Genomic DNA, 14,872 nt, shown 5'->3' with positions numbered 1-14,872 from the left:
TGCGAAGGATGAGGGAATGATGGAATCTTCTGCCGCGTTCACAACACGCACCAACAAGCCGGGGTTGGCAAAAGCCTTGGTAGGTATTGCGTTGTTTTTCGGTGTAACCACAGCAGCCGTAGCGGCCAATCGGCTGGTCGATGTTAAATATCACTCGGTGATAGACAGCCAATTGGAACTCGAGTTGGTGTTTGAAAACCCCATTGCTGAGCCTGAGATCAATCTCAATGCGACACCGGCTCAAATACTGCTTTCATTTGATGACAGTATTTCCGGGCTGGCGACAAATGCCATGCCAGTTAACCGTGGTGGCGTCACTGAGGTCAATACTCAGCAACAAGACTCGGATTTAGTGGTAGGCGTGAATCTGTCCAAGGTTCTTCCTTACCAAGGTGCTGTGGTTGGCAACAGCTATCGACTAACGGTAAATGATGCAGTCGTTTCTGAGGCCACTGATACCAAATCGTCATCCAGTGCTTACGTTAACAACATAAAAAATATCGATTTTCGTCGTAACGGCAAAGGTGGCGGAGAGCTTATCGTTCAGCTGAGTAACACCAAGGTTGCGGCTAATGTTGAACAGATTGGTGCCAAGTTAGAGGTGAAGTTTTTTAACACAGACATACCCAAGGACATGTTGTATGTCATGGATGTGCAGGACTTTGCTACTCCGGTAAAGAGTTTTGAAACCTTTAAGGAAGACTTGGTTACCCGTATTCAGGTCGATATTGGCGGTGAGTACGAATACAACTACGTTCAGGAAGCCAGCCAGTTCAAACTGTCTATGAACAAGGTCGTACGGCAGGCATCTGTGAAGCAGGAAAAGAAATATAACGGCAAGACCTTGTCGCTTAATTTCCAAAACATTTCTGTGCGTACCGTGCTGCAGTTAATTGCCGACTACAACAACTTCAACCTTGTGACCAGTGACTCCGTCCAGGGTGACATTACCTTGGTGTTGGATGACGTTCCATGGGATCAGGCACTCGATTTAATTTTGAAAACCAAAGGGTTGGATAAGCGTATCGAAGGCAATATTCTGATGGTTGCGCCTGCAGAAGAGCTTGCAGTTCGTGAGAGTATGGAGCTGCGTAATCAACAGGAAGTGCAGGAACTGGCACCACTCTATTCTGAGTACATGCAAATCAACTACGCCAAAGCCACTGATATTGCTGAGTTGCTTAAGAGCGAAGGTTCAAGTCTGCTTAGCGATAGAGGCAGTGTTGCGGTAGATGAGCGCACCAACACCTTACTGGTTAAAGATACTGCTGAGACTCTGGCCAACGTGCAGCGTATGATCGAAGTGCTTGATATCCCAATTCGCCAGGTACTTATTGAATCCCGCATGGTAACTGTGAAGGATAACGTTGCGGAAGATCTGGGTATCCGCTGGGGTATTACCGATCAGCAAGGCACCAAGGGGACCTCGGGCTCACTCGAAGGTGCTGAAAGTATTGCTGGCGGTGTCATTCCGGCCATCAGCGACCGTTTGAATGTTAACCTGCCTGCGCCCACCAATGCCGCCAGTATTGCTTTCCACGTTGCAAAACTTGCCGATGGCACAGTATTGGATATGGAATTGAGTGCGTTGGAGCAGGAAAACAAGGGTGAAATTATTGCGAGCCCTCGCATTACCACTTCTAACCAAAAAGCAGCCTACATTGAGCAGGGTGTTGAAATTCCTTATGTTCAGGCGGCCTCAAGCGGTGCAACCACAGTAACCTTCAAGAAGGCTGTGCTGTCTTTGCGGGTGACCCCACAAATCACGCCTGATAATCGTGTGATTTTGGATTTGGAAATCACTCAGGATAGCCAGGGTGAAACCGTGGACACACCCACTGGCCGTGCCGTGGCAATCGATACTCAGCGTATTGGCACCCAGGTGCTGGTAGATAATGGCGAGACTATAGTACTGGGTGGTATTTACCAGCAAAATCTCATCAGCCGTGTCAGCAAGGTACCTGTGTTGGGCGATATTCCCCTGGTTGGATTCCTGTTCCGCAACACGTCAGATAAAAATGAACGGCAGGAACTGCTTATCTTTGTGACGCCCAAAATTGTGACAGAAAAAATCTGATCTTCAGACAGTAACAGGGCCGGGATAACCGGCCCTTTTGTTTTCTGCTCTGGTAGCTTTTCTTGGTTTTGGTCTTCTACTGACTTGCCTTCCCCACCTTTCTACTGAGATAATCCCCGGTCAAGTCTCTTTAGAGCAAGGTACTGAGATCGCCACCCTGTTTGGGATGGCATAGGTAGACACTTCATAAACGATTCAGACGTATAAGAAATGGCTGAAAAACGAAATATTTTTCTGGTAGGCCCTATGGGCGCGGGCAAGAGCACCATAGGCCGTCATCTGGCTCAAATGCTGCACTTGGAATTCCATGACTCTGACCAAGAAATTGAAAGCCGCACAGGGGCTGATATTGCTTGGGTATTTGATGTTGAAGGTGAAGAAGGTTTCCGTCGCCGTGAGGCGCAGGTAATTGCCGACTTAACTGAAAAGCAGGGTATTGTGCTGGCAACCGGTGGTGGTTCAGTACAAAGCAAAGATATACGTAACTATCTGTCCGCAAGAGGGATTGTGGTATATCTCGAGACAACAATAGACAAGCAGGTTGCTCGTACCCAAAGAGACAAGCGTCGTCCGCTGTTGCAGGTCGATGATCCTCGCTCGGTGCTTGAGACACTGGCCGAGAGCCGTAATCCACTCTACGAAGAAATCGCTGATGTGATTGTCAAAACCGATGACCAAAGTGCCAAGGTTGTTGCCAATCAAATCATCGAACAGCTGGGATTCTGACACACCATGAAGCAAATTCAGGTTGATTTGGCAAATCGAAGTTATCCGATCCACATTGGCCCGAATTTGTTTGAAGATCAGGCGCTCTTTGCGCCTGTGGTGAGTGGCAAAAAAGTACTCGTTGTCAGCAATGAAACGATTGCCCCCCTCTATCTCGAAAAGATCAGTGCCACCCTGTCCGCTCACGCGGCTCAGGTGGCGTCTGTGATCCTGCCTGACGGCGAGCAATACAAAACACTCGACTATCTCAATCAGATTTTTGACGCGTTGCTTGAGGGAAGTTTTGCCCGTGATTGTGTTCTGGTTGCACTCGGTGGTGGTGTGATTGGCGATATGACGGGGTTTGCTGCGGCCTGTTATCAACGTGGTGTTGATTTTATTCAAATTCCTACCACGCTGCTATCCCAGGTCGACTCCTCTGTTGGCGGCAAAACTGCTGTGAACCATCCTTTGGGTAAAAACATGATAGGTGCCTTCTATCAACCCAAATTGGTGGTAATTGATATTAATTGCCTGAAAACCCTGCCAGCCAGAGAGTTTGCCGCCGGTATGGCCGAGGTGATCAAGTACGGCATTATTCGTGACAGTGAACTCTTTACCTGGTTAGAGCAAAACGTTTCGGCGCTTAAAGCACTGGATCAGGATGCCATTATCCATGTTATTGCCCGCTGCTGTGAAATCAAAGCCGAGGTAGTATCAGAAGATGAAACAGAGCAGGGTGTTCGCGCTTTGCTCAATCTGGGACACACCTTTGGTCATGCCATTGAAGCCGAGATGGGCTATGGCAATTGGCTACACGGCGAAGCCGTTGCTGCTGGCATGGTCCTTGCTGCACAAACTTCGGTAACACTGGGGCTAATCGATAAGTCAATTCTTTGTCGAATTACGGCACTTATTCAGGCATTCGATTTGCCCGTCCAGGCTCCGGAGTCCATGGACTTTAATAGCTTTATTAAGCATATGCGGCGAGATAAAAAGGTATTGGGCGGCCAGCTCAGGTTGGTTTTGCCTTTGGGCATTGGCGTAGCTGAAGTCAGCAGCCAGGCCACTGATGCCGAGCTGGCAGAGGTCATTCGCCGCCCCTGATATCGGGTGCAACATGACATTTATTCCTCCTTCAGTACTGCTTCCCTCCCAAGAGGCCCTGCTGCTTCGAATGCAGCATGTTGCTTGCTATAGCCAGCAATTGGTGGTTATTCAGGGTATTGAAGGCGCAGGTAAGTCCACCTTGCTAACGGCATTGGTGAGTGAACTCGAAGACTACAACTCGGCGCTGGTCGTGTGCCCCATGCATGCCGATGCCGCCGAAATCCGTCGCAAAATCCTCATCCAGTTACTCGCCGACCCCCTGTTTGATGACGAAGAGCCGCTGGGTAATACGCTTCACCGGTTATCAAAACGTCTAACCAAGCCTCTTCATATATTGGTGGATGATGCACATCATCTACCGCTGGAGCTTTGGGCAGAATGTCTGCTGCTGACCAGGCAGCAATGCGCCGGTCGTCCCATTGCCATTACATTAGCGTCAACACCTGAGGTTGCCAGGCATATATACGGTCAGTTAACCGCCTTACAACGCGAGTTGATGCTGCCAATTGACATTGCCCCACTCGAACTCGGTGAGCGTGAAGCGCTCTACTACACCCTGATAAGCCGAACCGAAGCCGTCCCTTATGTGCCCCGTGATATCGTTAAATCACAGCTGGAACAGCAACAGGGATGGCCGGGAGAGGTGGTTGCCCTGCTGGATAGAGCCTTGCGGCCTGAAGAGCAAAAGCGACCGGATAAAAAGCGTCTATGGCGCACGGTAGGTGCAGCCATGCTGACCGCCAGTGTCTCTTTGGGGATTTGGTATCTGATCCAGAGCCATCCAGGCGATGCACCTGAGGCCGAGCCCCATGAATATCGCGAAACCGGATTATTGGCCCCTTGGGGCAAGATACAGTTGGCCGGCTATTTTGCCGCAAGAGCAGCCGCAAGAGAGGCCGCATTTGATGACATGCGCCTGGCTGCGGAAAAAGCACAGGCCGCTCAAGAAGCGCAGCGGCTGGCCGATGAGGCCGCACTTGATGAAGCCAGACGTTTAGCCGAAGTGCACACTGCAGATACGATGCATTCTGATACCGCTGCCCTCAAGCCTGGCGAAGCGGCAGAGGGAGAGAAGGCTGGGATAAATAAGCCAGCGGCTACAAGTCCGGAGAACGAATCAACACAATCGCCCGAGCCCTCAGTTTCAGAGATTGCCACATCCCAGGAGACTGACGCGGCCACCCAAGCGTCAACAAATAAGCAAGTACTTGCCGGGCATGATGACTCGGCTTTTTCGGCCGAAACCTGGTACCAAAGGTCGATTCAGAAGTTGCCTGTCTCAGGCTTTACCTTACAACTGGCCACGGTCAGCAAGCGGGACTCTGCTGCTACCATATTTCGGCGTATGGCGTCCGAGCCTGAACTCAGATTGGTGCACTACAAAGACAAGCTGGTGATACTGCAAGGGAACTATACCAGTGAGGTGGAGGCAAACGACCAAGCCAGGCTGGTGATGGAGCGTTATGGCGGAGGCAAACCCTGGGTTCGCGCGTGGAGAGATTTAACCTCTTATCGACCACTCGATTCGGCATCCGGCGGTGAAATTTCAAATTAAACAAAGTACAATCAGGGGCTTCTTTATCTCTTCGGGCGGCATCTCCCAATCATGACCATGAAACAAAGGGCCTTTCTTAAATGGGCCGGTGGTAAATTCAAGCTGATGGACGACCTGCGTCGCCATTTGCCTGAAGGAAAACGCCTGGTTGAACCCTTTGTTGGCGCAGGTTCGGTTTTTCTCAATACTCAATACGATGCCTATCTTCTGTGCGATATTAATCAGGATTTGATTGGGCTCTATAAGATAGTCAAGGCGCAGCCCGACGAGTATATTCGGGCCGCCAGGGCGCTCTTTTGTGATGAGATGAATGCCAAAGACGCCTATTACGATATTCGTAGTCGCTTCAATAAATCCAAAGATCCCTTTAGTCGTGCCGTCTATTTTCTGTATCTGAACCGTCATGGTTTCAATGGCTTATGCCGTTACAACCGCAAGGGTGAATTTAACGTTCCTTTTGGCTCTTACAAGAAGCCCTATTTTCCCGAGCAGGAAATCCGTGCCTTTTCTATTAAGGCGCAGCGAGCCGAGTTTCGCTGTATCAGCTACGAGCAGGCGTTTGAGCTTGCAACCAGCGGCGATGTGATTTATTGCGACCCGCCCTATGCGCCCTTGTCGACTACGGCAAGCTTTACCACCTATGTGGGAGCGGGCTTTACCTTGGACGATCAGGCGCTGCTGGCCCGTCACTCACGTCATATAGCTGTAGAGCGCGGCATACCCGTACTCATCAGTAATCACGACATCCCTCTGACCCGCGGTTTATACCTGGGCGCCAAACTGGAAACGGTTAAGGTGCAGCGAAATATCAGCCAAAAAGGCAGTGGGCGAAATAAAGTGGATGAACTGATGGCGCTCTATGATGAAACCTTCCATCTGGAAGCGCTGGATTGATACCAGGTTTGGCTGGAGCCGCCCTTTATCAACTCAATACCAGATTCACTACCCAGATAAGGCCCAAAACCATACAGGCTGCCAATAATAAGCCCATCAGAATGTAGGGTATGGGTGACTTGCCGCTGAAATCCTGTTGTCGATTGGCTTCAGACTGAACCCCAAAAAAAGCGGCCAGGGTGCTACTCAATATTTTCAGGAATCCGGTCATTGTAGCCCGGGCTTAACGTTGGTTAGCCGCTGGGCTTTCCGCTGGCTGGCTGTTATGGCCGTGCAGCAGTTCGAGTAAATCGAGGAAGTGGAACTGTGTCGTGCGGCTGCTACCTGTGAGCCAGGATTTCCAGCTCAGGTCCTGTGATTGGGTGGCACAGCGATTGTTGGGGTGGCTGGCTGGTAAGCTGTTGTTGTAGCTTGTATTTGGGCTGCACACACAGGCTGATGCACTCTGATCGCCTGCATCTGACTGGAAAATCAAACCAGCAACCACCACAGACACTGTCGTGGATAACACCATGACGGCCTTCAGGTTAGCTAAGCGACGTGGCGCTTGTTGCGGATTCGTGGTTCCCATCGTCATTTCCTTTGAGAGAGACGTTAAAGCCATTGGTCAGGTCCAGCTTGGTTGTCGATTATAACAAAAGCGCACGCTTTTTGAACAAGTTTCTTTCAATTGATACCGCCATGGGCAGTGAATCGTCCCGTTTGGTGTGTTGGAGCCCATAAAATCGACAGAGAGTGCGGAAAAAAATAGTGAAATCGGATAGAATACGCGCCCTCTCAACCCATGCCCGAGACTCTGAATATGCGTCCTTACCTGATTGCTCCTTCGATTTTGTCCGCCGATTTCGCCCGTTTGGGTGACGATGTCAAAGCTGTGCTCGATGCCGGTGCCGATGTGGTTCACTTCGACGTAATGGACAACCACTATGTGCCAAACCTGACCATTGGCCCCATGGTGTGTAAAGCGCTGCGTGACTATGGCATCACCGCCGATATCGATGTGCACCTGATGGTAAAGCCGGTCGACCGCATTATTCCGGATTTCGCCAAGGCGGGCGCGTCCATCATTACCTTCCACCCAGAAGCATCTGAGCACGTCGACCGCACTCTGCAGCTCATTCGTGATCATGGCTGTAAGGCCGGTTTGGTGTTTAACCCTGCCACGCCGCTGCATTACCTCGATTATGTGATGGATAAGCTGGATGTGATTTTGCTGATGTCGGTGAATCCTGGCTTTGGGGGCCAGTCTTTTATTCCGGCGACTCTCGATAAGCTGAAGCAGGTCCGTGAGCGTATCGATGCCAGTGGCTACGACATTCGCCTCGAAGTGGATGGCGGCGTGAAAGAAGACAACATCGCAGAAATCGCTGCGGCCGGTGCCGACATGTTTGTGGCTGGTAGTGCCATATTTGGCAAACCCGATTACAAGGCGGTTGTTGACCGTATGCGTGCCGAGCTGGCTAAGGTAGCCGGCTGATGGCTCTGGTGAATCGTATCCGTGCCATCGCCTTTGATTTGGATGGCACCTTGGTTGACAGCGTGCCGGATCTCGCCGCGGCCACCAATGACACCCTCCGCGAGCTGAATTTACCACAGTGCACCGAAGCCGATGTGCGGACCTGGGTGGGTAACGGTGCCAGAGTCCTGATGGCCCGAGCCCTGACCCATGCGCTCGGACGTGATGTGACAGGCTCCATGCTGGACGATGCCATGCCGCTCTTTATGCGTCATTACGAGCGTCATCTGGAGTGTCACAGCCGTCTTTATGACGGGGTTATCGAAACGCTCAACGAGCTTTCTGCCATGGGGATCCGCATGGCTATCGTGACCAACAAACCCCACAGGTTTACCCTGCCATTGCTCAGGGCGTTCGGCATTGATGGCCATTTTGAGCTGGTGCTTGGTGGTGATTCGCTGGAACGAATGAAACCCGATCCCCTGCCGTTGACCCACATTTTGGACAGCTGGAAGCTCGGCCGTGACGAACTCTTGATGGTGGGCGACAGCCGCAACGACATACTGGCCGCCAAAGCGGCTGGAATTGCATCCTTTGGCTTGACCTATGGATACAACTACGGTGAAGATATTGGGCTTTCTGGCCCAGACGCCGTATGTAACACCTTTGCAGATATCTTGACTCGCCTGACGGCGACACACTAACGGAGTAAGTACATGACTAAACCCATCGTTCTCAGCGGCGCGCAGCCATCAGGCGAGTTGACCATAGGCAACTACATGGGTGCTCTGCGTCAGTGGGTGGCGATGCAGGACAGTCATGATTGTCTCTATTGTGTGGTGGATTTGCATGCCATTACCGTGCGTCAGGACCCCAAGGCCCTGCGTGAGGCTTGCCTTGACACTCTGGCGCTGTATTTGGCCTGTGGTGTTGACCCGAAAAAGAGCACTGTGTTTATCCAGTCTCAGGTGCCGCAGCATACACAGCTGGGCTGGGTGCTCAATTGCTACACCCAGATGGGTGAGCTGTCGCGCATGACTCAGTTTAAAGACAAGTCACAAAAGCATGCCAACAATATCAACGTTGGCCTGTTTGGCTACCCTGTGCTGATGGCAGCAGACATTCTGATCTATCAGGCCAATCAGATTCCCGTTGGTCAGGATCAGAAACAGCACCTAGAGCTGACCCGCGATATCGCTATTCGCTTCAACAACGCCTACGGCGATACCTTTACCGTGCCAGAGCCTTTTATCCCACCTGTGGGTGCCAAGGTGATGTCACTGCAGGACCCGACCAAGAAGATGTCCAAGTCAGATGACAATCGCAATAACGTGATTGGTCTGCTGGAAGATCCCAAGGCGGTAATGAAAAAGCTCAAGAAGGCCATGACCGACAGTGATGAGCCGCCAGTGGTACGTTTCGATGTAGACAACAAACCCGGCGTGTCCAACCTGCTGAGTCTGATGTCTGGTGTAACAGGCCAGAGCATCGCTTCGCTCGAAGCCGATTTCGAAGGCAAGATGTACGGCCATCTCAAAGTCGCCTGTGGTGAAGCCGTGGTTGGCATGCTGGAGCCGCTGCAGGAGCGCTATCGTCAATTCCGCGAAGACAGGGCATACCTGGATACCGTTATGCGTGACGGCGCCGAGAAGGCCCAGGCGCGCGCCGAAGTAACCCTGAAACAGGTCTACGAAAAAATCGGCCTCTTGGTATAACGCCAGTCGACTTAGCTAAAAAATCAGCCCAAGTGGCTGATTTTTTATGTCTGCTATCCGGTTGTGGCGGCTTGTTGCTGGATCCATTCGGCAAAGGCGGCCATGGCAGGCTCTTTCAGGCGCCGCTCCCGGCAACAGAAATGGAAACCAAACCCGGTTTCCAGTGCCGGCCAGTGCAGCGCCAACAGTTTTCCAGCGGCGATGTCGCCTTCGACAATGAAATCCGATGCCAGGGCGATTCCCTGACCGGCAATGGCCGCCTCAATCGCCAGCAGCACATGGCTGTAGCTCTGTAACTGTGCCTGGGTCAGCGTTTGCGCCTGAGACCTGGCCCAGCGCGCCCAATCCGGTCCTACATCTGCTTCGTCAACCGAAAGCAGCGGCAGGCTGTCGAGTCGCAGCGGCATTACCAGCGCTTCGCCAAGGGCATTGACCAGTGCCGGACTGCATACGGGGATCAGCCGCTCCGGCCTGAGCAGTATTTGCCAAAACCCACGTTGATGCTGCTCACCGCAGATAAACATATCCGCCACCTGATCCGACAGCGGTGGGTCACCGCTGACCATCTCGAGGTGAATCTTGATGCCTGGATGCTGACGGCGAAAGTCACCCAGTCTCGGGATCAACCACTTCACGGCGAAGGAGCTGTACACCGCCAGCCGCAGCTCCCGGCTTTCAGCTTCATTCAACTGACGACAAAGGCTATCCAGACCATCCAGAGCCGACTGCACCGCCAAAAACAGCTGTTCGCCCTTGGGGGTCAGCGTCAGTTCCCTGCCGCGGCGGGAAAACAGGCTTTGCCCCAGATGTTGTTCCAATGCCCTGACCTGATGTGAAACGGCGCTTTGGGTCAGGCACAACTCTTCGGCAGCCCGGGAAAAGTGCAGATGACGGGCCGCAGCTTCAAAAACCTGCATTGCACGAAGCGGAGGAAGTTTACGCATCAGAAATGGCTTAACAGAGATAATTAAGCATGAATCTAATTCATGGCTAATAAAAAAACATCATTTTTCTTAGTTAGTTGTGGGCTATATCATGCGCTCAGTTTCATGAGCTGAGGTGATTAAAGGTGCAAAGAGCTGTACTGGCCGGGTTGTTGTTGTTGCTGGTAGGAAACGTTTTCAGCGCCCTGTACGATGTGTCTGTGAAGTGGTTGCCCGAGGATGCCAACGCCGGCAGCTTTTTACTGCTCAGACAACTAACCTCCAGCCTGATGCTGTTGCCATTGTGGTGGCTTGCGGGCCGCCCTCATACGCAACACTTACAAATCCACCTTTGGCGCGCCAGTGTTGGTGTTGTTGGCGCGCTTTTTTTAATTCTGGGGCTGATGGCTTTGCCTCTGGCAACCGTCAGTTCGCTGTTCTATTCCGCGCCCCTCATCATCATGCTGTTGGGCTGGTGGCTGCTGGGTGAGCGCGTCAGTACAGGTCAGTGGCTGTGTGCCATCCTGGGATTTGGCGGAATTCTGCTTATTCTGGCGCCCACCCAAATTGGCTGGCCAGGACTGATGGTGCTTGGTGCTGCCGTCACTTTCTCGCTGTGTCAGTTGCTGCTTCGAAAGCTGTCCGCCACCGAAAGTCCTGTGGTGACCATATTGCTCTATAACTTGCTGGGCCTGCCGATTGCGCTGATTTTTGCCGCCTTCAATAACTTTGCCGGATTCAGCTGGGCATTACTCGGCGTGGCGCTGGCGAGTAACCTGTTTTTAATGGCATATCACTGGTTTTGTGTGCTGGCCTACCGCAGAGCGAGAGCGGCGGATATTGCCATTGGCGAATACAGCGGCCTCTTGTTTATCGTAGCGCTGGGATGGTGGTGGTTCGATGAGTGGCCGGGTGAGCACGTGTGGTGGGGAGCCGCGTTGGTGGTGCTGCCATCGCTGATTTCACCACTGATAGCCCGCCTGTGGCAGGCCATCAGTGACGTTGAGGTTATTCGATGAGCTCGAAAACCTTAATAACTTTACGCACGCCGGCTGTGTTGCGGGCGACTTCAACCGCCAGCTCAGCCTGAGAGCGCGGGATCAGTCCCAGCAGAAAGACTTCACCGTTTTCGGTGACCACCTTGACCCGGGTGATATCCAGAGTCTTCTCATTGAGCATCCGCCCCTTCACCTTGGTGGTTATCCAGGTGTCGTTGCTGCGGGTGGTGAATGAGGTGGGATTGCCGATGCGGATTTGGTTGTGGATCTTACCGCCGAGCTTGAGATCCTGCACCACTTTCACCGCTTTATCCCTCAGGGTGGAATTGGGCGCCTGGCCAATCATCAGCACGTTGCCATTCATGACCACGGCGGTGATATTGGTTTTGGCTTTCAGTTCCTCATCTTTCATCAGGGCACTGGAAATCACAAAGTCGGCGTTGGTGTCGTCCAACTGCGTGGAGATAGAGCGCTCGTCATTGGCCATCACGGCGCCACCGACGGCGCCTACCATCACGGCACCGGCGCAGCCGGTCAGTGTGATACAGGCAAGTGCGGTCAGCAGCAGTCGTATCATGCGTTTTCGTCCTGAGGGAACAGGGTGCGGTCGATGTTGTCGCACAGGCAGTGGATCACCAGCAGGTGCACTTCCTGAATACGGGCTGTCACATTGGATGGAACCCGAATTTCCACGTCGCTGGCACCCAAAAGTCCCGCCATGGCACCACCGTCTTTCCCGGTAAGGGCGACTATGGTCATGTCGCGGCTCAGGGCGGCTTCCATGGCTTTAATCACGTTGGATGAGTTACCGCTGGTGGAGATGGCCAGCAGTATGTCGCCGGGTTGGCCCAGGGCAAGGATCTGCTTGGAAAACACCTCATCGTAGCTGTAGTCGTTGGCGATGGCCGTGAGCGTCGAGGAGTCCGTGGTCAGCGCGATGGCCGGCAGTGGTGGACGCTCAACTTCGTAGCGGTTCAGCAGCTCGGCCGAAAAGTGCTGGGCATCACCGGCACTGCCGCCGTTACCGCAGGCGAGGATCTTATTGCCACCCAAAAGGCAGGCCACCATCATCTCAGCCGCCTTGGCGATAGAATCCGGCAGGGCTTCTGCGGCATCGATCTTGGTCTGAATCGACTCGGTAAAGCTGTCTTTGATACGTTCTAACATGGTGGATCCTTACAAAATAAACTGCCGCTATCATGCCACAAAGCGGCGCGCGAGTAGAGGGCAGGGGGCTAAATTGTTGTTCATGGATATGGCAGGTGGCTTGGTATCAAAATGCATCTTTAATCCATTCCAACTTATCCCCTGTAATGGCCACCATATCGAACCTGCAGGGGGCGTCGATGCGATGGCACTGGAGGTAATGGGTAGCTGCGCGCCTGAGTCTTTGCTGCTGTGCGGGAGATAACGCCTGCACAGCGTCGCCAAAGCCTTTTGGGGTACGGAATTTGACTTCCACAAACACGTACACCCGCCCTTCCCGCATCACCAAATCAATCTCACCAAAGGGATAACGCACATTGCGCGCCTCAAGCCTCAGCCCTTGGGCGCACAGGTGCTTCATTGCTCTTTCTTCGGCGAGCTGACCCGGGTTCACAGTGGCCTCAGTACACCGCGCTGAATTTTACCCCAGGATAGCTGACGCTTGATGAGTCCGTCGTGGGTCACCGACAGCACGCCGCCACGTCCCTGGAACTGGAAACCCGGGAAGGCGCGCATTTGCGCCAGTTTGCCCACCAGTTCCAGCGCATCCCAGCCCATGATAAACAGGCGCTTCTGGCCGTTGTTCCAGGTTGGCCATAACTCATTGATATCCCTTGATTCATTACTCAACTGCATCAACCAGGGAATGTCACTGACCATGACATTGTTGAATTCCTGCGGCACCTGACGGGCGTTGTCCTGGGGTCTGGCGCGGCTTGAGGTGTACATGGGTACAGGATCGGCAAATACCGAAAAGCTCACATCGATAAAGGGTTTGAGCAGCTGTATCTCCTGCGGGCTGGCAATCATATAAATGGCATCCACGTCTTCACGGGAGCGGAACTCGGCCTCGAGCTTGCGACCGAGGATCTCTTTCATGCGCGCAATACGGGCCTCACTGTCCAGTACGCCCAGGGCGCGCTGCACGGTGAGCTTCATTTCATTGCCCTGCTCGAAATAATGGACTTCGGCCATGTCTCCGGTTTGTTTGTGCCAGGTTTGGTTAAAGGCTTCGGCCATTCGGCGGCCGGTGGCGTCGGCGCTGGCGAGTAGAAGCGGCTTTTCTACGCCATCACGATAGAGGCGTTCGGCAGCATCGCTGGCTTCTTCAGATGGCGACAGGGAAAAATAGAACTTATCGACATTGGCCTGGTAAGTGCCAATTTGGTTGAGATACAACTGAGGCACAGAGGGCCCTTGTGGCTTTGGCAAGGCCTCGATGGCTTCGATGCTGCTTTGCAGCAGAGGGCCAATGATAAATTCGGCCCCCTCAGCGAGCGCCTGCTGATAAGCAGCAACGGCATTGGCGCCGCTGTCGTAAAAACTCACCTTGGTGTTGCTGTCATCTGCGGCCAGATAGCCTGCCAGTATGCCTTGCTTGATGGCATAGCCAGCAGAAGCTGCGCTGCCGGACAGGGGCAAGAGCACGGCAATGTGGCGGGCCAGATAAGGTTTGGCGTTGAGGGCGCGGTCCAAATCTGACGGTAAACGGTTGGCGGCCGGATGGAATGGATTTTCCCGCTGCCAGTCTCCCAGAAAACGCACCAGGGTTTGTGGGTCAACGGCATAGTGTTTGGCGATAAAGGCCAGCTGCAGCCAACCCTTGTAAATTGGCGATGTGGCTTCCTGCATAAAGGTTTCAATGGTCTCTTCATGCATGGGTGCCAGAATACCCCACAGGCGATCGTTCACTTCGGCCGCTTCGGTGGCATTGAGGTACTTGCCCAGCTCGGCCAGTTCTCGCACCTCGTCCATGGGCTGCTTTTTCAGGCGGAAAAGCTGTGCCCGCAGCTGATGGTAAGACACCCACTGCCAGTCTGGCAGTTTCCAATGACTGGGATAAACCAGGGTTTTCAGCGCCGCAGCGGCATCACCGGATTGTTCCAGTGTCCGGGCGGTCAGGTATTTGAATTCGGCCTGGATTTCCGTGTCCTGTGCCAGATTGCCTCTGATGGCGCCAAGCAGTTGCGCTGCCCCCTGGGGATTGGATTCATTCAGCAAGGCGTGGGCGGCCAGTAATTGGTAGCGGCTGCGGGATGAGGCATCCTTTGCCGAATCGGCCAGCGCCAGATATTGGCTGGAAGACAGCTCGGCCTTTACCAAAGAAACGGGTCCCTGTGGCTGGCTGACATCTGTCCCTGGCGTGCCTGCGCAACCTGCCAATAACGACAGAAACAACGCAACACCTGCTAATTTCAATTGATTCCGGCTTTTCAACACTTGGCTTCACTCT

Annotated in this window: 16 protein-coding genes; 9 read left to right on the top strand and 7 right to left on the bottom strand. The window is 53.1% G+C overall.

Annotated elements, in window-relative coordinates; genetic code table 11:
- Window positions 1-19: 19 nt before the first annotated feature.
- The 5 genes from K0H63_RS18440 (at window position 20) to K0H63_RS18420 (ending at window position 6,341) form a co-directional block, all read left to right on the top strand.
- On the top strand, window positions 20-2,077 hold the full coding sequence (locus tag K0H63_RS18440) for a type IV pilus secretin PilQ (protein WP_220067950.1): 2,058 nt from the start codon (window positions 20-22) through the stop codon (window positions 2,075-2,077).
- Between the two features lie 210 nt (window positions 2,078-2,287).
- Window positions 2,288-2,803, top strand: a complete 516-nt coding sequence (gene aroK, locus K0H63_RS18435; RefSeq protein ID WP_011761475.1) for a shikimate kinase AroK — start codon at window positions 2,288-2,290, stop codon at window positions 2,801-2,803.
- 6 nt (window positions 2,804-2,809) lie between these two features.
- The gene (gene aroB / locus K0H63_RS18430; protein ID WP_220065936.1) at window positions 2,810-3,889 is read left to right on the top strand and encodes a 3-dehydroquinate synthase; all 1,080 of its coding nucleotides are present in this window, start codon (window positions 2,810-2,812) and stop codon (window positions 3,887-3,889) included.
- 13 nt (window positions 3,890-3,902) lie between these two features.
- Window positions 3,903-5,447 (top strand): AAA family ATPase, encoded by a 1,545-nt coding sequence (locus K0H63_RS18425; RefSeq protein ID WP_220065935.1) that lies wholly within the window; start codon window positions 3,903-3,905, stop codon window positions 5,445-5,447.
- 51 nt (window positions 5,448-5,498) lie between these two features.
- Entirely contained in the window at window positions 5,499-6,341 is an 843-nt protein-coding gene (locus tag K0H63_RS18420; RefSeq protein WP_220065934.1) for a Dam family site-specific DNA-(adenine-N6)-methyltransferase, read from the top strand.
- A gap of 28 nt (window positions 6,342-6,369) precedes the next feature.
- On the opposite strand, the gene K0H63_RS18415 is transcribed toward K0H63_RS18420, so the two are convergent.
- Both K0H63_RS18415 and K0H63_RS18410 read right to left on the bottom strand, forming a co-directional pair.
- Window positions 6,370-6,552, bottom strand: coding sequence for a DUF2970 domain-containing protein (locus K0H63_RS18415; RefSeq protein WP_220065933.1), 183 nt, complete (start codon window positions 6,550-6,552; stop codon window positions 6,370-6,372).
- 12 nt (window positions 6,553-6,564) lie between these two features.
- The gene (locus tag K0H63_RS18410; RefSeq protein WP_220065932.1) at window positions 6,565-6,912 is read right to left on the bottom strand and encodes a hypothetical protein; all 348 of its coding nucleotides are present in this window, start codon (window positions 6,910-6,912) and stop codon (window positions 6,565-6,567) included.
- A 231-nt stretch (window positions 6,913-7,143) separates the two neighbouring features.
- On the opposite strand from K0H63_RS18410, the gene rpe reads away from it, so the two are divergent.
- From rpe to trpS, 3 genes are read left to right on the top strand one after another with little or no spacing between them, the layout of a single operon-like run.
- Window positions 7,144-7,818 (top strand): ribulose-phosphate 3-epimerase, encoded by a 675-nt coding sequence (gene rpe / locus K0H63_RS18405; RefSeq protein ID WP_220067949.1) that lies wholly within the window; start codon window positions 7,144-7,146, stop codon window positions 7,816-7,818.
- Window positions 7,819-7,823: 5 nt separating this feature from the next.
- A complete protein-coding gene (locus K0H63_RS18400) occupies window positions 7,824-8,501 on the top strand; it encodes a phosphoglycolate phosphatase (RefSeq protein ID WP_220067948.1) in 678 nt (225 codons plus the stop codon).
- 12 nt (window positions 8,502-8,513) lie between these two features.
- On the top strand, window positions 8,514-9,512 hold the full coding sequence (gene trpS, locus K0H63_RS18395) for a tryptophan--tRNA ligase (protein ID WP_220065931.1): 999 nt from the start codon (window positions 8,514-8,516) through the stop codon (window positions 9,510-9,512).
- A 53-nt stretch (window positions 9,513-9,565) separates the two neighbouring features.
- Here the strand turns inward: trpS and K0H63_RS18390 are convergent, their stop codons facing one another.
- Entirely contained in the window at window positions 9,566-10,456 is an 891-nt protein-coding gene (locus K0H63_RS18390) for a LysR substrate-binding domain-containing protein (protein WP_220065930.1), read from the bottom strand.
- A 125-nt stretch (window positions 10,457-10,581) separates the two neighbouring features.
- Here K0H63_RS18390 and K0H63_RS18385 point away from each other — a divergent pair, with 125 nt between their 5' ends.
- Entirely contained in the window at window positions 10,582-11,454 is an 873-nt protein-coding gene (locus tag K0H63_RS18385) for a DMT family transporter (protein WP_220065929.1), read from the top strand.
- Here the strand turns inward: K0H63_RS18385 and K0H63_RS18380 are convergent.
- From K0H63_RS18380 to K0H63_RS18365, 4 genes are all read right to left on the bottom strand, one after another.
- Complete coding sequence (locus K0H63_RS18380) at window positions 11,444-12,010, bottom strand: BON domain-containing protein (RefSeq protein WP_220065928.1); 567 nt, start codon at window positions 12,008-12,010, stop codon at window positions 11,444-11,446. The genes K0H63_RS18385 and K0H63_RS18380 overlap by 11 nt on opposite strands.
- A complete protein-coding gene (locus K0H63_RS18375) occupies window positions 12,007-12,600 on the bottom strand; it encodes a phosphoheptose isomerase (RefSeq protein ID WP_011761463.1) in 594 nt (197 codons plus the stop codon). The genes K0H63_RS18380 and K0H63_RS18375 overlap by 4 nt, the downstream gene beginning before the upstream one ends.
- Before the next feature lie 106 nt (window positions 12,601-12,706).
- On the bottom strand, window positions 12,707-13,033 hold the full coding sequence (locus K0H63_RS18370; RefSeq protein WP_220065927.1) for a YraN family protein: 327 nt from the start codon (window positions 13,031-13,033) through the stop codon (window positions 12,707-12,709).
- Window positions 13,030-14,859: a penicillin-binding protein activator gene (locus K0H63_RS18365; RefSeq protein WP_220065926.1), complete on the bottom strand. Its 1,830-nt coding sequence runs from the start codon at window positions 14,857-14,859 to the stop codon at window positions 13,030-13,032. The genes K0H63_RS18370 and K0H63_RS18365 overlap by 4 nt, the downstream gene beginning before the upstream one ends.
- Between the last annotated feature and the right edge of the window lie 13 nt (window positions 14,860-14,872).

This window comes from Shewanella zhangzhouensis (genome assembly GCF_019457615.1).
Taxonomy (GTDB): Bacteria; Pseudomonadota; Gammaproteobacteria; order Enterobacterales; family Shewanellaceae; genus Shewanella; species Shewanella zhangzhouensis.
The sequence above is the reverse complement of the archived record's forward strand: the minus strand, read 5'-3'. Positions and strand labels throughout refer to the sequence as shown.